We start from the raw sequence: 16,836 nt of genomic DNA, 5'->3' as shown, positions 1-16,836 counted from the left end.
CTCTCAATTGGTTACGATTGAGCGACAGGGTGCATGCATTCTTTCAAAGCGTTCTTTCAAAGCGTTGCAGCTTCTTTTGCGCACCCGCTTTGATGCGCGGCGCTGTACGCCAACGGACTCTGATCTGACGTCGCGAACCGGCCAAATCATGTCAATTTGGGGGATGCCCGACGCGTGAATTCGGCTACATTGAGCCTGCCGGTTTCACTTCCCGGTCAGGCCAACGTTCGCGGCAATAGGGTCGCGGGCCATCAGGCCCAATTGAAGCGATCCTCATCATGACACATCCCAACAGCACCGACGACATGCTGCACGTCTTCCAATGGAAGAACGGAGAAAAGGAATTTTCGCCGTTCACGGCGGCTGAAATGGACCGTCGCCAGAATGACATGCGCGCGCATCTGGCCGCAAAGAACATCGATGCCGCGGTTTTCACCTCCTACCACGGCATTTGCTACTATTCAGGGTTCCTCTACTGTTACTTCGGCCGCAAATACGGCTTCGTTCTGACCCAGGACAATGCGACCACCGTATCAGCCGGGATCGATGGCGGGCAGCCCTGGCGGCGCAGCCACGGCGACAACATCATCTATTCCGACTGGCGGCGGGACAATTTCTTCACAGCTCTGAAATCCCTCATTCCGGCGGGAGCGCGCCGGGTCGGTATCGAGTTTGACCATGTCTCACTGGATTTCCGCAAGCTGCTCGGTGATGCGTTTCCCGGTATCGAGTTCGTTGATGTCGCCGAAGCCTCGATGTGGATGCGAACGATGAAATCGGCCGAGGAACACGCCTTGATCCGCGAAGGTACCCGGGTGTGCAATGTCGGTGCGCGTGCGGTGATGGAAGCCATTGGCGAAGGCGTGCCGGAATATGAAGTGGCGCTGGCATCGACCCAGGCCATGGTGCGCGAGATCGGGAAGAGCTTCCCCTTCGTCGAGCTCATGGACACCTGGACCTGGTTCCAGTCCGGCATCATGACCGATGGTGCCCACAATCCGGTCACCAACAAGAAGATCGCGCGCGGCGACATCCTGTCGCTCAACTGCTTCCCGATGATCTTCGGCTACTACACGGCCATTGAGCGGACGCTGTTCTGCGCGGAGGCGTCGGATGCCCATCTCGATCTGTGGGAAAAGAACTGTGCGGTGATGAAAGCCGGCTCCGACATGATGGGGCCGGGCAAGAAATGCTCTGATATCGCACTGGCGCTCAACGACATGTACCGCGGCTGGGATCTCCTGAAGTACCGGTCCTTCGGCTATGGCCACTCCTTCGGGGTGCTGTCGCACTACTATGGCCGTGAAGCGGGCGTGGAGCTGCGCGAGGACGTCGACACGGTGCTCGAACCCGGCATGGTCGTCTCGATGGAGCCGATGATCATGATCCCGGAAGGCATGCCCGGTGCCGGTGGGTACCGCGAGCATGATATCTTCATCATTACCGAGACCGGTGCGGAAAACATCACCAACTTCCCCTACGGGCCGGAAGAGATGATCATCCGGCGCTAGGTCAGGCGCATGAAAATAAAAGAAGCCGCTGTTCGCAGCGGCTTCTTTGTTTTTGCTCCAAGTCCTTGGGGATGCATGTCCAACATGTTGGCGTCAGGCTGTTTCCGGGCCTTCGGTGGCGATCAGCAGGCAGCGGGCAGTGTGCCCGAGGTTGAGTTGCTGGAGAGCGGCGAGCGGCGCTGCGCCGCTGGGCGTGGTCTGTATGCCGTGGTGCTCATAGAGGCGCGCTGCGGCTTGCGCATCTTCGTCGCTGACTGTGACGAACAGATCGGCGTCATGGCGCAGCGCCTCGAATGCAATCAGCGATGCATCCTTGCAATCGAGCCGGCCCATGTTTGATTCCGGCCCCTCCGCGCGAGTCATCTTGCCAGCCTTGGCACTTTTCAAAAGGCAGGGTGCAGCTTCGGGCTCTACGATGATGATTTGCGGCTGCGTGGCCCAGTGATCGCGAATGTGCGCTGCCATGGCGGCTGCAAGGCCACCGACGCCTGCCTGGACCAGAACATGTGTCGGCCAGTCTCCACTTTGGGCGATCTCGTGCCGGCATTCCTCGGCCAGCACGGTGTAGCCCTCCATGATCAGGGCAGGTGGCGCGGTGTAGCCTTCCCAGGATCCGTCAGCGAGCAGCTGCCATCCGTTCTGCTCTGCGGCGTCGATCGCATATTGGACGCTGTCCTCGTAAGACCCGTCGACCCGAACCACCTGGGCTCCCGTCTTGCGTATGCGTTCGGCGAAGCCTTCCGGAACGGAACTGGACAGGACAATGACGCCGCGGGCGCCAAAAATTCTGGCCCCGGCGGCGACCGACAGGCCGTGATTGCCGGCGCTGGCGGTGATGAAGGTCATGCCGGCTGCCAGTTTGCGGGCTTGCGCGCTGTCGAGGTCGGACGTGCCAGACGCGTCCTCGATCATTTGCGCTATCGCATAGACACCGCCCAGAGCCTTGAAGCTGCCCAGCCGCATGCGGCGGGTTTCGTCCTTGACCCTGAGCGCGCCAATCCCGAGATCCGCGGCCAATGCCGGCATCGCGCGCAACGGGGTTGGTTGATAGGCCGGGCACAGCTGCAACATCGCCAGCGGGCGATCGGGTTCGGTGCAGAACAGGCGTGGTACGCCCGGCTTGTTCCGTCGTGGGTTTTCATATCTCATGGTGGCAGGATACAGCAGGCAGGCGATCGGCTTGCATCAAGTTTGAGGATTATCTGATCAACTCCCGTCAAAAAAGACCATGCTACTGATGTGTGAAAATCAACAAAAAGCGGCAAACTCAAGAAAGCCCTGTCCTTGCAAGATGGCAATTCCGATGAACCCGCAATGTGCAGTGTCAGAACGCTAACCTCTGTCTGAATGCGAGTCCCATGAGCCTTGATCCACATCACCCAAAAGCTGAAGCCGGACCAGGGCGTGGATTTCCCGTTTCCGAATTCGAATCCCGGCTTGCCCGGGCGCAGTCCGCAATGGCGGATCTGGGCGTGGACGGGCTGTTCCTGACAACCGAGCCGGAGATCCGCTACTTCACGGGGTTTCTGAGCCGCTTCTGGCTGAGCCCGACCCGACCGTGGTTCCTGCTGGTACCGGCCACCGGCAAACCTGTCGCGGTCGTTCCGTCGATAGGCCGGGAGTGTTTCGACGCCACCTGGCTTGATGATGTGCGCAGCTGGGAGTCTCCACGGCCTGAAGATGAGGGCGTCTCATTGCTTGCCAGCACGATCGGCGAGGTTTTGGGGCATAACGCCCGGATCGGTGTGCCGCAGGGGCCGGAGACGCATTTGCGCATGCCGGTCGGCGATTTTCACAGGCTGCGGGACATGCTGCGAGGCTGCGAGTTCGTGGATGCGAGCGGCCTGATCAGTTCGCTGCGGATGATAAAATCAGCTGCGGAGATCGAGAAGATCGCCCATGCCTGCACCATGGTCTCGGATGTGTTCGAGGCTTTTCCGGACCAGCTTCGTATGGGGATGAGCGAGATCGAGATTTTCCGGCGCTTCAAGATTGCCTGTCTGGAGCGCGGTATCGACGATGTCGATTACCTCGTGGGTGGGGCAGGGCCGGGTGGCTACATGGATATCATCTCGCCGCCATCGCCGCGCGGTGCGCGCGCAGGAGACATCCTGATGCTCGATACCGGGGCTGTCTTCGATGGCTACTTCTGTGATTTTGACCGCAACTTTGCCTTTGGGCCTGTGTCGAGTGCGGCCGAGAAGGCCTATGGGGTGCTGCTAGATGCGGCACAGGCGGGTCTCGAAGCCACGCGTCCGGGGTCGACTTGCGCCGAGATCTACCATGCCATGCAGCGTGTGCTCGACAAGGATTTTCCGGGCGGCAGCGGCGTTGGACGGATGGGGCATGGTTTGGGCATGCAACTCACCGAATGGCCATCAATCATGGCAACGGACGAGACACCCGTTCAGGCCGGCATGGTGCTGACACTGGAGCCGTCGGTTGATCTGGGGGGCGGGCGGATGATGGTACATGAGGAAAACCTCGTGCTGACAGAAGACGGCCCGGTCCTGCTCACTCGACCAGCGCCGAAATCCCTGCCGCTGATCACCGTTTGAGCAGGCGCGCTGGCGCCGCGGTTCAGCTCAGAGGCACATCCAGGCTGACCTTGGTGCGGTCCATGACCACGGAGGTTCGAAACCGTTTGACGTTGGAATCAGCGAAAAACAGCCGGTGTGTTAGCTGTTCGTAGTCCTCCATGTCCCTGGCCAGGGCGATCAGCGCAAAGTCGGCCTCTCCGGTGATGTAGTAGCACTGTTGAACCTGGGGCTCCGCCTTGGCTTTTCTGCGGAAGGCGTCGATCTGGTCGATGCGCTCGTGCTCCAGCTCGACAAAGACCAGGAAGGTCATCGCGTAGCCGACGGATTTCGGATTGATCACCGCGCTTTCCGCGATGATTGTGCCATTGTTCTTCAGATTGCGAATGCGGCGTTGCACCGTTGCGACGGACAACCCGGTTTCCGCCGCGATGGCCTCCAGCCGTTCGCGCGAATTTTCCTGCAGCATGCGCAGGATGGTCTGATCAGAATCCGTGGTTTCCATGATGCATCTACTCGGTCATTTTTTCATCTGAAGTGAAGGTTTTTCCCATTCTGGGTGGAATTGGCGGGAACTTCCATCAAAAAACTCTGCTAGCATTGTCTCGGTCACAACCGATCTGTCCTGGGCAGATTGGAAGCCTGGAAAGGGGTTGAGCTTGGGATTGGCATTTGAAACCGAACCGCGCAATGAACCCCGGCTGGGGCTTGTGGTTTTGCAAGCAGACGAAACCATCGAGGGCGATTTCCGCCGGATCATGCCGTCCGATGTGGATCTCTACGTGTCGCGGGTCCCCAGCAGTGTGGACGTTACGCCGGGCACCTTGGCTGAAATGGAAAATCATATCGGGCAGAGTGCCAGCTTGTTTCCAACGCCCGCGTCTTTTGATGTGATCGGCTATGGGTGCACGTCCGGCACTTCGGTGATCGGCATTGAACGGGTCGGCGATCTGGTCCGGTCGGGGGCGTCGGTCAAGGCCGTCACCGAACCGATTTCCGCCCTGTTGGCAGCAAGCGGGCATCTTGGCGTCACGCGGCTTGCGTTCCTCTCCCCCTATATCGAGAACGTGTCTTCGGCCTTGCGCTCGGTTCTGGCGGAAAACGGGATTGAAACACCGGTATTCGGCTCATTCGAGACAGGTGAGGAAGCCGTTGTCGCGCGCATTTCTCCCGCGTCGCTGATCGAGGCGGCGGTTGAAATTGGGAAAAGCACGGACGCGGAGGCGATCTTCATTTCCTGCACGAACCTGCGCACACTCGATATCATTTCCACGATAGAAGACCGGGTCGGGAAACCGGTACTTTCAAGCAACCAGGTTCTGATCTGGCACATGTGCCAACTTGCGGGCGTCAAGACCGGAAAAGCCGGGTTTGGAAAGCTCCTGTCCGGCGTGCAGTAGTCAAGGGCCGAGAAGGCAATGACGGGTTGCTGGACCGGCGTTTGCAAAGCCTTCCGGGCGCGTGTTCCAATTCAACGCATGACGAACGGATTTGCCATCGGTTTGTCCGAGGTGTTGATCCAGGTGGTTTTGGTGCGGGTGTATTCGTGGATCGCATCGATCCCCGCCTCGCGCCCGTAGCCGGACTGATTGTAGCCCCCGAAGGGCGCGATCGGGGAAACGGCGCGGTAGGTGTTGATCCAGCAGATGCCCGCCTTCAGCCGCGCAGACACGCGATGAGCCCGTGCAAGATTCTGGGTGAAGACACCGGAGCCCAGTCCAAAAGTTGAGGCATTTGCAATCGCGATGGCCTCCTCTTCGTTGTCGAAGGGGATCAGTGACATCACGGGCGCAAACATCTCGACCTTCAATGTCTCGGTGTCGGTGCTGGCACATTCCACCAGGGTTGGCGCCATGTAATTGCCGGCCTGCGCCAGTGGTTCACCACCGAAGTGTATTGTGGCGCCCTGGGCTTTCGCGGCAGTCAGTGTCGCAACTGTTTTTTCGATCTGCGCAGCCGTGCAAAGCGGACCAAGCTGCGAGCCGGCATCCATCGGATCGCCGACGACGATGTGCGACGCCTTTTCCTTGATCCTGGCAATCAACTGCTCAAGAATCGGGCGATGGACCAGACCACGTGATCCGGCGACGCAGCTCTGGCCTGACGCGCCGAAATTGCCTGCGATCAAGCCATTGGCCGCGCCTTCGAGATCGGCGTCTTCAAACACAAGGATCGGAGACTTACCACCAAGTTCCAGCGAGGTGACGGCAAAGTTCTCAGCCGAATTGCGCACCACATGGCGTGCTGTCTCGGGACCGCCGGTGAAGGCGATCCGGTCCACGTCCGGGTGTCTGGTGAGCGGGATCGCGCAGTTCTCCGCGTCGCCGGTGATGACCGAGACCACGCCTGCTGGAAAGCCTGCTTGCTCGATCAGTCTGGCGAAGGCAAGCATTGGGGCAGGGGCAATCTCGGATGCCTTCAGCACAACCGTGCACCCGGCTGCGAGGGCTGGGCCGAGCTTTGTTGCAGTCAGGAACATCTGTGCATTCCACGGCACGATCGCTGCGACAACCCCGATCGGTTCACGCCGGGTGAAGACATGCATGTCCGGTTTGTCGATCGGCAGCACAGCCCCTTCGATCTTGTCGGCAAGGCCCGCATAGTAGCGATAGTAATCGCCGACATAGGCGGTCTGGCTTGATGTTTCCGCCAGCAACTTGCCGCTGTCGGTTGTTTCGATCCGCCCGAGCTCCTGTGCATTATCCTCGATCAGTTCGGCCAGGCGGTAAAGCAGTTTGCCCCGCTGAGTCTGGCTTATGTCGCGCCATGCCGGATCGTTCAACGCCCGGCGGGCAGCAGCGATCGCCCGGTCCACATCCTGCGGTGCGGCACAGGCGAATGTTGCCCAATCCTCGCCGGTTGCAGGGTTTTGCGTGGCCATGGTCTGGCCCGTATGGCCATCGGTCCAGGCGCCGTCGATATAGATTTGGAAATGGGGAAGTTGGGACATCTTGGTTCTCACGTAAATGCTGGCATGACGTCATCGATGAAGCGCGCGAGCGATGCGCGCTTGCGCTCGGAACTCATGCCGCTGTCGATCCAGAAGGCGAATTCATCATAACCCAGATCTTCATAGCGCTTGATCTGATCAATGACCTCTTGCGTGGTTCCGATTGTCAGGTCGCGCAGCATGTTTTCGGGTGACATCATGGTGTTCGCGGCGATTTCTTCCTCGCTCAGATTTTTGATCAGCCCCTGGCTGACCGGGCGCTTGTTTTGAAACCACGCACCGAAATAGCAGTAGAACTCCGAGAGCTCTCTGGCCGCTTGTGCCACGTCATCGCTGTCGGCACCCACATAGGTGTGGTGCAGCAGCATGATTTTCGGGCGTGGCCCGTTATAGGCGGCGCAGGCCTGGTTGAATTTGTCCATCAGGCTTTCGATCTCGGCCATTCCCTGCCACAGCGGCGTGACCTGAATGTTGAACCCGTTGTCGACGCCAAAGGCGTGGCTGTTGGCATCGCGAGCGGCGATCCAGATTGGAGGGCCCTCAGGTTGCACGGGCTTTGGTGCCGATGTGGTCGCGGGGAACTGATAATATGTCCCTTCATGGGCGCAATCGCCTGCCCAGAGCTGGCGCAGCAAAGGGGCGCTCTCGCGCATCCGCTGTCCCGCATCCCAGGCGTCCATGCCGGGCATAAGCCGTTCATATTCATAGGAATAGGCACCGCGGGCGATGCCGAGTTCAATGCGCCCGTTGGTGATCAGGTCGGCGGATGCCGCTTCGCCTGCAAGTTTGATCGGATGCCAGAATGGCGCAATGACAGTGCCTGTTCCAAGCCGCAGGTTTTTGGTGTGATAGCTCAGGTCAACAAGGCTCAGGAACGGGTTGGGCGCGATGGTGAAATCCATCCCGTGATGCTCCCCGGTCCAGATCGCCCGCATACCGCCGTCATCCGCCATTTTTGCCAGCGTGATCAGGTCTTCACGCAAGGTACGCTGCTCCTGGTCTGGCCTGATCCGCTCCATATGTGCAAAGAGAGAAAAATCCATCTTCTAGTTCCCTGCTGCTAGAGTGTGGATGGCACCGTCTTCGGTGTCTCCGAGGTAAAGGGCGAAGTTTCGGGTCTGCGCTTCAAGCGCGAAACGGGTCATCATCCGCCCGATCGCGGGGGTGGCGAATGTCTGGTCCGGTAGCTCGGAAATAGGCACGGAAATGACTTCTGAGGATGCCGCTTTGAGCTGGCCCGTGGCCAGAAAATAGGTGTGGTGGGCACGAGGTTTGATGCTTTCAAAAACCGAATAGGCTTGTCCAAGCTCGGCCGTGATCCCGTTGCTCGCCAGTGTGTCGCGCAGGTCGTTGATCAATCGTCCGCGTTCGCTATGGGTGCATTGGGGTGGACGCAACCCATCAACGGTCTGGACCATCAGGACCCGGTCACCATCCTCGACGATCGCACCGCAAATGGCGGGGCCGCTGGTCTCTTCAAAGACCGCGCGTTCCAGTCCGAGGCTGAAATATTGTCCGCCGACATAGCCAAGCCCGGCACCGCCGGCATGCGCGAAATCGTCAACCCGCCCGATCAGGATGCAATGATCGCCGGCCGGAATGATCTGATCTGTGCTGCAGGAGAACTGTGCAGCGGCTCCGTCAATAAGAGGAACTCCATGCAGGTCGAGACGATGCGGCGCCTGGGCAAAACGGTCGCCCTTGAAACTTGCGAACAGGTTCGAAACAGCTTCCTGCCCCTCCGACAGGATGTTCACCGCAAAATTGGTGCAGCTGGCAAAGGTCTCGTAACTCGAGAGGAACTTGCCCGGGCAAACGAGCAGCAGGGGCGGGTCGAGCGAAACCGATGAAAACGAATTCGCTGTAAATCCGACCGGTGTGCCGTCCTTGCGAAGGGCCGTCACCACCGTGACCCCGGTGATGAAATTGCCAAAGGCGTTTCGCAGCGCGCGGGGGTCTATTTGTGTCATTTTGCTTTGTCCTGAATGAAGTGCTTCAAGATTGCGTTGACCTGTGCCGCATGGGTCATCGGCAACATATGCGCCGCTCCGGCCAGGATTTCAGACTGCCCGCGTGGCGCCAGTGCTGCCATGCGCCGGGACATTTCCGGGGTCGAATTTGGTTCGTCAGCACCTGTCAGAAACAGGGCAGGGCAATGCAGATTTCTCAGCGCCTCTTCGGAAGGGCCGTCCTGGGATGCAAACACGCGGTAAGCATCCTGGTAACCGCTCGCGTCCACTTCACGAAGCCAGCCGCGACAGGCATCTCGCTCTGCCGAGGGCTCTGAGCCGAACCATCGGACCAAGGTTGCCGTCGGGTCGGCAATTGTCATGCCGTCAAGACTTGCCGCTCTCGCGTTCACGGCCGCTTTGGCAGCATCATCGCGTTGATGTATCGCGTTGAGAGCGGCCACGGCTCGCACCTTGTCTGGATATCGGGTCGCCATATCCATTGCGATCATCGCCCCGAAGGAGTGCCCGATCACCACGGCGGGCTGATCGAGCGTTGCGGCTATGGCATCGGTGTATCCGGCCAAATGCGGCCCAACAGCCTGTGGATCAACGGGAAGCCGCGCACTTTCCCCATGTCCGGGCATGTCAACCGCCATGACATGACAGTTCTCAGCCAGTGTATCGGTTTGCGCGGCCCATGCTTCGGCACGCAAACCAACCCCATGAATCAACAGAACTTTTGGGCCCACGCCTTTGGTGATGGCGGCAATTTGCCCAAATCTAGACCGCGGCTGGGTTGTCCAGGTCATGGCCCAGATCCTTCAAGTCCTGGTAGCGATCACCAATGCGGTGATGCGGACGGCCACTTGTGGCGGCGCCAAGCACCACAACGATCTCGTCATCACGCGGTGCGTCGGGGATGGCGAACTGGATCGTGAGGTAATGCGAACGGCGGCCGGCGTCGTTCTTGTCCATCAGCGGCACCATGATCGGCGCATTCGCCCCGCCACGCGTGTTGGTGAAGGCGAGATAGGATTTTGCACCAACCGCCTCGCGGTAAAAATTGCCGAACCGAAGCGTGTGGATCAGCCCGGAGGCATGCTCGATTTCGCCGTTCAAACCGACCACGGCAGCCTTGCCATAGGCCTCGATGGCGTCGCCTGATCCTGCAAGCCGGATCATCCGCTCGGTCATCATCTCGCCCAGCACCGGGCCATATGCCTGGATTTCAGGCTTCAGATCCTCAACATACCTGCCTGCCCAGGGATTGCGCACGATGGCGGCCGTGGCGAACATGCGCCAGGGGCGTTCGGCGACCCGAAACCCCTCAACCAGAATCTCTTCGTCATACGTCACCAATTTCCTGATCTCTGGCTGCATAAGCGTCTCCTTGCTGTGTGCACCAAGACTATCGGTCAGCGCCGTGCCGTTTGACAAACGAATGATCAGGAGGCTTAGCTATTAGAATTACTAATAGGTGACTTGCCCATGGTGAAAGCGTTGCCACCCCTTGCCTGGTTCCGCGCATTTGAAGCGGCTGCCCGGCGTCTGAGTTTTACGGCGGCGGCCGAGGAAATCGGCATGACGCAGTCCGCGGTCAGCCAGCATGTCAAATCGTTGGAAATGTCACTTGGTGTTCCGCTGTTTATCCGCCGCGCGCGCGGACTGACCCTGACGGATCACGGTCGCAGACTGTTGCCGCAAGTGGGCACTGCGCTGGAGACTTTGAGCGCGGCAGCCAGCGCGTTTGATCCGATCCCGACACAGAATGTGCTGACGGTCGCGTCATCGGTCAGCGTGGCGCAATGGATCATATCGCCTGGTCTTGCCGAGTTCACCAAGATCCACCCGAATATCCGGATCAGATTCCTGAGCACGATCTGGCCAGACGATTTTCACACGGTCAGAGCGGATGTGGAAATTCCCTTCGGCTCTCAAAAACAGGTCGGGCGTGATGCAATCATGCTCGAACCTAACGGGCTCATCGCGCTGAAGTCCCCCAGTCTCGAGGGCACTTTGCAATCCCTGCCATTGATCGAATCCGTCGGCACCTCAGACGGTTGGAAAACATGGGGGGATGTCGTGGGGGGAAGCCCCAAGCCTCACATCTTCGTCGACAGCTATGGGGCAGCGTTGAACCTTGCTGTGGATGGAAACGGTGTTGCGCTTGTCAGTGAAGTGCTGGCTCAGCACGCAGTGCGAACCAGGCAACTGGTCCGGGCTGATGATGCGATTGCACCGTGCAAGGAAGGCTACTTTCTGCGCATCAATGAATCGGATCCCACCGCAAAACAGTTTCGGGACTGGTTCCTGGCACGGATCAGCCACTGAACCGAAGGAGCCACCGTTCCAGATCTTTGATGGATAATGGATGGCAGGTCAACTTGATGGCGGTGGAGACAGGATCGACAACGAACTTTCCCCATCGGGTCGCGGCCAAATGATCTTTGGGAAACGAGATCTGATCTGAGGGCGAATGGGTAACGAACCTGCCGGGGATAAAGACCGGGTGTTCAGTGTCCAGTCAGACTTTTGCCAGTCGCAACGATCCGCTCTGTGGTGATGCCGAAATGTTCGTAGAGTTCAGGTGCCTTCGCGGACGCACCGAAGCCGGTCATCCCGATGAACGCGTCGTCCGGTCTTAACCAGTTTTCCCAGCCGAACTTCAATGCCGCCTCGATCCCGATGCGCGGAGCCGCACCCAGAACAGCAGCGCGATAGGCGGCGTCCTGATCCTGGAAAAGTTCCCAGCAGGGCATGGATATGACTGCCGTGCGAATGCCGCATTCTTCCAGGATGTGCCGGGCTTTCATCGCCAAGCCGACTTCGGTGCCCGTGGCGATCAAAGTCAGGTCGCGGTCTGTTTCCGATCCTGCAAGAACGTAGGCGCCCCGGCGAGAGAGGTTTTCTGACCCATCCTTGCGCACCTGCTCTGCATCTTGCCGGGACAGGGCGAGCATTGACGGGCCGTCTCGGATTTCCAATGCAATCTGCCATGCCTCTGCGGTTTCGATGGCATCGGCCGGACGGAATACGCGCATATTGGGCATCGCGCGATAGCTCGCCAGGGTTTCCACGGGTTGATGTGTCGGGCCGTTGCTTCCCACACCGATGGAATCGTGACTGAAGACAAAGATCGCGGGCAGCCCCATCAGTGCTGCCATACGCATTGCGGCGCGTTCATAATCCGCAAAAGCGAGATAGGTCACATTCACCGGCCGCAGACCACCATGCGCCGCGATCCCATCGGCCATCGCCCCCATCAAATGTTCGCGCACACCGCAATGGACATATGACCCGTCGCGACTGTCGGCCGTGAATGCCTTGCGGCGGCGTTTGTGGTTTGTCGGTGCTTCGAGATCGGCGCACAGGACGATGGTTTCAGGAAGGCCGTCCAACAGGGCATCGCAGACATCGCCCGAGGACTGGATCGTCGGGCGCGCTTCTGAGCTGGTCTCGGGCAAGGCATCAAGCCAGCCGTCGGGCAAGGCGCCATTGGTCCAGCGGAGAAACTCTGCATGGGCGGGATGTTTTTTCAGCCGCTCCTGCCAATCGGACTTCGCCGTCCGTCCCTGCATCATCGCTTTATCCCAATCAGAGTAAACCTCCTGAGGGATATGGAATGGCGGATGGGGCCATTTGCGTGCCGCGCGCGCCTCCTGGGCATCTTGAGGCGTGAGTGGCGCACTGTGCCCGCCGCGCTGGCCCTGCAGGCGCGGAATGCCGCGCGCGATTGTGGTGCGGCAGGCGATCAGAGTTGGCCGCGGATCGGCTTTGGCCTCGGCGATGCTTTTGTCGATACAGGCAATGTCGTGCCCGTCCACCTCAATGACATGCCAGCCCGCGGCGCGAAACCGAGCCGGGATATCCTCGGAAACCGACAAGGCGGTGTCGCCGTCATCGGTGATGTGATTGTCGTCCCACAGGAAGGTCAGCCGCCCGAGTTGCAAATGCCCTGCAAGCGAGATCGCCTCTTGCCCCATGCCTTCCTGAAGGCATCCGTCGCCTACAAACGCCCAGGTCCGGTGATCCACCAGATCACGGCCAAAGCGCGCGGCGAGGCGTTCTTCGGCAACCGCCATGCCGACGGCGCAGGCAATGCCCTGACCGAGAAGACCGGTGGTGATCTCAATACCGGCATCCTGTTCGATCTCCGGGTGTCCGGCGCAGACCGAATGCAGTTTCCTGAAAGCCTTCAGCGCCTCGACCGTCACCTTTTTGTATCCCGACAGGTGCAGCAGGCCATAAAGCAACATGGAACCATGGCCGTTCGACAGCACAATGCGGTCTCGGTCGGGCCATAGCGGATCATCCGGGTCAACCTTGAGGTGTTTGGCATAAAGGGTTGCGGCGATTTCCGCCATTCCCAGTGGCACACCCTGATGGCCTTCGCCTGCGTTCAGGATGGAGTCGATGGAAAGAAACCGGATCGCATCCGCCATGTTCTGAATGTTCAGTGTTTCAGGCATCGAGCAGCCTGTTTTGGTCAGAGCGCAGGGCGTGAATGTCCAGATCGTCCACAATCTCCACATCGTCGAGAGTGACGATCTGGTCGCGTTTGATGGCGCGTTTCAGTTTGACATGATGTGCCAGGCCGATCGGCAAGGCCGCCAAGGCGGAAGCCTGGGTAGCGGGTATTGCCTTTGCCCAAACCTTGAACCCGCCCTCACCATCGAGCATCTCTCCTGCTGCAAAATCACCTTTGGACGTGGCGACCGCATCGGCGCGATAGCGTTTTGACACACCGGTGGGTTCATTTCGCAAGGCTGCGGACAGAACGGAGACTGATGTTTCCAGGCCGATCAGGTGAAAGGGGCGCCACATGCTGCCATACCAACCGGATTTGTCCGTCATCAGGCCGTATTGGTTGAAGCATTGGCGGGTGTATTCGTCAGGTGCCCGGAAGGTCACGAACATGCCGTACTGGATATTGTTGAGCACCACGCGCCCGTCGGGTTCGCGGCTGGACGCGATATCGACGATGCCGGCCTTTTCCAAGCGCCCGCCTTCACTGATGGGTTTGAAAACCTCGGCGAGGTCCTGCAGACCGGCTGGCGGGAATGCCAGCCCATCGCTGGGGCAATCCAATTCCGTGGCATTCGCGACGGCGGCCATTTCGATTGCGGCCTTCGTGCCGTCGGTAAATGAGTTGTACATCTTCGGATTGAAGTCGCCGGCCGCCACCTGTTCTTCGGTAAAGTCGAAATAGTCCCAGACAGTGCTGGGCGTCGAATACCTGTAACTCGGGCAGAAATTCATACCCTTGCCGGCTGCGACCAGCTCGAACCCACAGCTGTGGACCCAGTCGACCAACTCGCACATGGCTGCCGGTTGATCGCCATAAGCCATCGAATAGACCACACCCGCCTGGTGCGCCCGTTCAGCCAGGATTGGCCCGCACATCACATCCGCTTCGACATTGACCATGACCACATGTTTTCCAGCGCCGATAGCCGCCAGGGCGTGGCGAACGCCTGCGATTGGATGTCCTGTGGCTTCGATGATCACTTCTATTTCAGAATTGGCAAACAGGCTGGCCGCGTCATCGGTGACATGGGTCGTGCCGGTTGAAACGGCTTCCGCCAAAGAGCTGGCTGAATACCGGTCTTCATCCCAGTGCACACGTGCAAGGGATGCCCTGGCTTTGATCACGTCCAGATCCGCGATGCCAACGACGTGATACCCGGGAATATGTTTGGCCTGGGCAAGGATCATTGATCCGAATTTACCCGCGCCGATGAGGCCGATCCGAACCGGCTTTCCTTTGGCGGCACGGGCGGCGAGCAAGGCTGAAAGGTTCATGACACGGCTCCTCCGATGATCGCTCCGGATCAGGATACCGGGGCAGTGGGTGAAGAAGCCATCAATATTTCAAACGTAACTGTTAAGCTGAGCTAAATAGTGGTTAACGATTTCCCGCTTGTCGATTTCTGTTTTTCGCGGAGATTCAGTCAGTCCAGCGCGCGGACGGGAGGAGGCCAGGTTTGTCGAAGATCAGCGAGACCGAGAAATCAAATGTCAGCCTCGCACAAAGGGCATGGTCGATCCGCCGATATGCGCTTCAAATGGCTGAAGTGCAGGGACAGGGATATATCGGGCAGGCGCTTGGTGTGGCGGATGTGCTGGCTGCGTCGTATTTTCATGCGATGACCTACCGCGCCAACGATCCCGAGTGGGAAGGCCGGGACCGGTTCTACCTGTCGATCGGGCACTATGCCATTGCGCTGTACGCCGCCCTGATCGAGGCGGGCATCCTGCCTGAGGACGAGATCGAGACCTATGGCATGGATGACAGCCGCATGCCGATGTCGGGCATGGCGGCCTACACTCCGGGCATGGAAATCACCGGCGGCTCCCTGGGTCAAGGATTGGGCATTGCCGTTGGTGCAGCACTTGGTTTGAAACGCAAGAAGTCGTCGGCCTTTGTCTACAACATGCTGTCCGATGGTGAGCTTGGAGAGGGCTCGACCTGGGAAGCGGTGATGTCTGCGGTTCAATGGAAGCTGGACAATCTGATCGCAATTGTCGACTTCAACAATCAGCAGGCGGATGGACCAACACTGGATGCGCTTGCGACATCAGAAGAAGCGCCGAAATGGGCTGCTTTCGGATGGTATGCGCAGGAGGTGGATGGCAATGACCTGACAGCGCTGGTGCAGGCTTTCGACAATGCCCGCAATCATCGCGAACTGCAGCCGCGTGTCATTATCTGCCGCACCAAGATGTGCAAAGGCATTCCCTTTCTTGAGCAGCGCGAAAGCACGCATTTTATCCGGGTCGAAGCCGATGAATGGGCAAAAGCCATCGCCTTGCTGGATGAGGACAAGCCGCAATGACCATTCCCTCGTTCTCACGGCGCAAGTCGAAATACACGCCTCGTACCCTGCCCGATTCACAGACCGGGGAGCGGGTGGCAACGAGTGCAATGATTGCCTCGCTCGATTCCGAAGGACGAGAGGCTATTTCGGCCCCGTTCGGACACGCTCTGGTCGATCTGGCAAAGACCCGGGACGGCATTGTCGGAATGTCGGCGGATCTGTCGAAGTACACGGATCTGCATGTCTTCGCTGAGGCCCATCCTGACCGCTTCTATCAGATGGGGATGGCTGAGGCGTTGCTGATGTCCGCCGCCGCAGGTCTCGCCCGCGAAGGCTTTGTGCCATTCGTGACGACCTATGCGGTTTTTGCGTCCCGTCGCGCCTATGACTTCATCGCAATGGCGATTGCCGAGGAAAACCTGCCGGTCAAGATTTGCTGCGCGCTTCCGGGTCTGTCCACCGGATACGGCCCCAGCCATCAGGCGACCGAAGACCTCGCGATCATGCGTGGCATGCCGAACCTCACGGTTCTGGATCCTTGCGATGCGGTGGAGATCGATCAGGCAACCCGTGTAATCGCTGATACGCCGGGGCCAGTCTACATGCGGCTGCTGCGCGGCAAGGTGCCCAATGTGCTGGGCGAATATGGCTACCGGTTCGAATTGGGCAAGGCGAAGATGATCCATGATGGGACCGACGTGCTGTTCATCTCGTCGGGCTTCATGACGATGCGAACGCTGGATGCGGCAAAGGCGCTGGCGGCGGAGGGTGTGTCCTGTGCCGTACTGCATTCGCCAACGATCAAGCCCCTGGACGCGGAAACGATCTGTGCTGAGGCGTCCAGGGGCGGGCGCCTTGTGGTGACGGCGGAGAACCATTCGATCACGGGTGGTCTGGGTGAAGCCGTTGCTGGTGCGTTGATGCGCGCGCAGGTACATGTGCCGTTCCGGCAGATCGCGTTGCCTGATGAATTCCTTGATGCCGGTGCCTTGCCGACATTGCACGACCAGTATGGGATCACCGTCGATCGGATCACCGCGCAGGTCAAATCATGGTTGGACATGTAAG

General features: G+C 59.3%; 15 protein-coding genes. 6 read left to right on the top strand and 9 right to left on the bottom strand.

Features of this window, described 5'->3' with window-relative positions; translation table 11 throughout:
• Positions 1-278 precede the first annotated feature (278 nt).
• Positions 279-1,511, top strand: coding sequence for a M24 family metallopeptidase (locus HPDFL43_RS14940; RefSeq protein WP_007198214.1), 1,233 nt, complete (start codon positions 279-281; stop codon positions 1,509-1,511).
• Positions 1,512-1,604: 93 nt separating this feature from the next.
• On the opposite strand, the gene HPDFL43_RS14935 is transcribed toward HPDFL43_RS14940, so the two are convergent.
• Positions 1,605-2,660 carry a diaminopropionate ammonia-lyase gene (locus HPDFL43_RS14935; protein WP_007198213.1) on the bottom strand — a complete coding sequence of 352 codons (1,056 nt, stop codon included), beginning with the start codon at positions 2,658-2,660 and terminating at the stop codon, positions 1,605-1,607.
• A gap of 209 nt (positions 2,661-2,869) precedes the next feature.
• Here HPDFL43_RS14935 and HPDFL43_RS14930 point away from each other — a divergent pair, with 209 nt between their 5' ends.
• Entirely contained in the window at positions 2,870-4,069 is a 1,200-nt protein-coding gene (locus HPDFL43_RS14930; protein WP_040449262.1) for a M24 family metallopeptidase, read from the top strand.
• Positions 4,070-4,091: 22 nt separating this feature from the next.
• On the opposite strand, the gene HPDFL43_RS14925 is transcribed toward HPDFL43_RS14930, so the two are convergent.
• Complete coding sequence (locus HPDFL43_RS14925; protein ID WP_007198211.1) at positions 4,092-4,553, bottom strand: Lrp/AsnC family transcriptional regulator; 462 nt, start codon at positions 4,551-4,553, stop codon at positions 4,092-4,094.
• 154 nt (positions 4,554-4,707) lie between these two features.
• On the opposite strand from HPDFL43_RS14925, the gene HPDFL43_RS14920 reads away from it, so the two are divergent.
• On the top strand, positions 4,708-5,448 hold the full coding sequence (locus tag HPDFL43_RS14920) for a maleate cis-trans isomerase family protein (RefSeq protein ID WP_156970288.1): 741 nt from the start codon (positions 4,708-4,710) through the stop codon (positions 5,446-5,448).
• Between the two features lie 71 nt (positions 5,449-5,519).
• Here the strand turns inward: HPDFL43_RS14920 and HPDFL43_RS14915 are convergent, their stop codons facing one another.
• Genes HPDFL43_RS14915 through HPDFL43_RS14895 form a run of 5 tightly spaced genes read right to left on the bottom strand, consistent with a single transcriptional unit; the run spans position 5,520 to position 10,330 of the window.
• On the bottom strand, positions 5,520-6,998 hold the full coding sequence (locus tag HPDFL43_RS14915) for an aldehyde dehydrogenase (protein ID WP_007198209.1): 1,479 nt from the start codon (positions 6,996-6,998) through the stop codon (positions 5,520-5,522).
• 8 nt (positions 6,999-7,006) lie between these two features.
• Complete coding sequence (locus tag HPDFL43_RS14910) at positions 7,007-8,041, bottom strand: LLM class flavin-dependent oxidoreductase (protein WP_007198208.1); 1,035 nt, start codon at positions 8,039-8,041, stop codon at positions 7,007-7,009.
• A 3-nt stretch (positions 8,042-8,044) separates the two neighbouring features.
• Entirely contained in the window at positions 8,045-8,968 is a 924-nt protein-coding gene (locus HPDFL43_RS14905; protein ID WP_007198207.1) for a flavin reductase family protein, read from the bottom strand.
• Positions 8,965-9,759 (bottom strand): alpha/beta fold hydrolase, encoded by a 795-nt coding sequence (locus tag HPDFL43_RS14900; protein ID WP_007198206.1) that lies wholly within the window; start codon positions 9,757-9,759, stop codon positions 8,965-8,967. The genes HPDFL43_RS14905 and HPDFL43_RS14900 overlap by 4 nt, the downstream gene beginning before the upstream one ends.
• Positions 9,731-10,330, bottom strand: a complete 600-nt coding sequence (locus HPDFL43_RS14895) for an amino acid synthesis family protein (RefSeq protein WP_007198205.1) — start codon at positions 10,328-10,330, stop codon at positions 9,731-9,733. The genes HPDFL43_RS14900 and HPDFL43_RS14895 overlap by 29 nt, the downstream gene beginning before the upstream one ends.
• A gap of 108 nt (positions 10,331-10,438) precedes the next feature.
• On the opposite strand from HPDFL43_RS14895, the gene HPDFL43_RS14890 reads away from it, so the two are divergent.
• Positions 10,439-11,281 carry a LysR family transcriptional regulator gene (locus HPDFL43_RS14890; protein WP_007198204.1) on the top strand — a complete coding sequence of 281 codons (843 nt, stop codon included), beginning with the start codon at positions 10,439-10,441 and terminating at the stop codon, positions 11,279-11,281.
• A gap of 182 nt (positions 11,282-11,463) precedes the next feature.
• Here HPDFL43_RS14890 and tkt read toward each other — a convergent pair whose 3' ends face one another.
• On the bottom strand, positions 11,464-13,419 hold the full coding sequence (gene tkt, locus HPDFL43_RS14885) for a transketolase (RefSeq protein WP_007198203.1): 1,956 nt from the start codon (positions 13,417-13,419) through the stop codon (positions 11,464-11,466).
• The gene (locus HPDFL43_RS14880) at positions 13,412-14,752 is read right to left on the bottom strand and encodes an NAD(P)H-dependent oxidoreductase (RefSeq protein ID WP_007198202.1); all 1,341 of its coding nucleotides are present in this window, start codon (positions 14,750-14,752) and stop codon (positions 13,412-13,414) included. Before HPDFL43_RS14880 ends, tkt begins: the two co-directional genes overlap by 8 nt.
• A 182-nt stretch (positions 14,753-14,934) precedes the next feature.
• Here HPDFL43_RS14880 and HPDFL43_RS14875 point away from each other — a divergent pair, with 182 nt between their 5' ends.
• Complete coding sequence (locus HPDFL43_RS14875) at positions 14,935-15,786, top strand: transketolase (RefSeq protein WP_007198201.1); 852 nt, start codon at positions 14,935-14,937, stop codon at positions 15,784-15,786.
• Positions 15,783-16,835 carry a transketolase family protein gene (locus HPDFL43_RS14870; protein WP_052093214.1) on the top strand — a complete coding sequence of 351 codons (1,053 nt, stop codon included), beginning with the start codon at positions 15,783-15,785 and terminating at the stop codon, positions 16,833-16,835. The genes HPDFL43_RS14875 and HPDFL43_RS14870 overlap by 4 nt, the downstream gene beginning before the upstream one ends.
• The last annotated feature ends 1 nt before the right edge of the window (position 16,836 follow it).

The sequence above is a fragment of the Hoeflea phototrophica DFL-43 genome (assembly GCF_000154705.2).
Lineage (GTDB): Bacteria > Pseudomonadota > Alphaproteobacteria > Rhizobiales > Rhizobiaceae > Hoeflea > Hoeflea phototrophica.
The sequence above is the reverse complement of the archived record's forward strand: the minus strand, read 5'-3'. Positions and strand labels throughout refer to the sequence as shown.

Excerpts from the sequence above, each read along its gene's own strand:
- HPDFL43_RS14940 (WP_007198214.1), top strand. The coding sequence starts at position 279 with ATGACACATCCCAACAGCACCGACGACATGCTGCACGTCTTCCAATGG.
- HPDFL43_RS14935 (WP_007198213.1), bottom strand. The coding sequence starts at position 2,660 with ATGAGATATGAAAACCCACGACGGAACAAGCCGGGCGTACCACGCCTG.
- HPDFL43_RS14930 (WP_040449262.1), top strand. The coding sequence starts at position 2,870 with ATGAGCCTTGATCCACATCACCCAAAAGCTGAAGCCGGACCAGGGCGT.
- HPDFL43_RS14925 (WP_007198211.1), bottom strand. The coding sequence starts at position 4,553 with ATGGAAACCACGGATTCTGATCAGACCATCCTGCGCATGCTGCAGGAA.
- HPDFL43_RS14915 (WP_007198209.1), bottom strand. The coding sequence starts at position 6,998 with ATGTCCCAACTTCCCCATTTCCAAATCTATATCGACGGCGCCTGGACC.
- HPDFL43_RS14910 (WP_007198208.1), bottom strand. The coding sequence starts at position 8,041 with ATGGATTTTTCTCTCTTTGCACATATGGAGCGGATCAGGCCAGACCAG.
- HPDFL43_RS14905 (WP_007198207.1), bottom strand. The coding sequence starts at position 8,968 with ATGACACAAATAGACCCCCGCGCGCTGCGAAACGCCTTTGGCAATTTC.
- HPDFL43_RS14900 (WP_007198206.1), bottom strand. The coding sequence starts at position 9,759 with ATGACCTGGACAACCCAGCCGCGGTCTAGATTTGGGCAAATTGCCGCC.
- HPDFL43_RS14895 (WP_007198205.1), bottom strand. The coding sequence starts at position 10,330 with ATGCAGCCAGAGATCAGGAAATTGGTGACGTATGACGAAGAGATTCTG.
- HPDFL43_RS14890 (WP_007198204.1), top strand. The coding sequence starts at position 10,439 with ATGGTGAAAGCGTTGCCACCCCTTGCCTGGTTCCGCGCATTTGAAGCG.
- tkt (WP_007198203.1), bottom strand. The coding sequence starts at position 13,419 with ATGCCTGAAACACTGAACATTCAGAACATGGCGGATGCGATCCGGTTT.
- HPDFL43_RS14880 (WP_007198202.1), bottom strand. The coding sequence starts at position 14,752 with ATGAACCTTTCAGCCTTGCTCGCCGCCCGTGCCGCCAAAGGAAAGCCG.
- HPDFL43_RS14870 (WP_052093214.1), top strand. The coding sequence starts at position 15,783 with ATGACCATTCCCTCGTTCTCACGGCGCAAGTCGAAATACACGCCTCGT.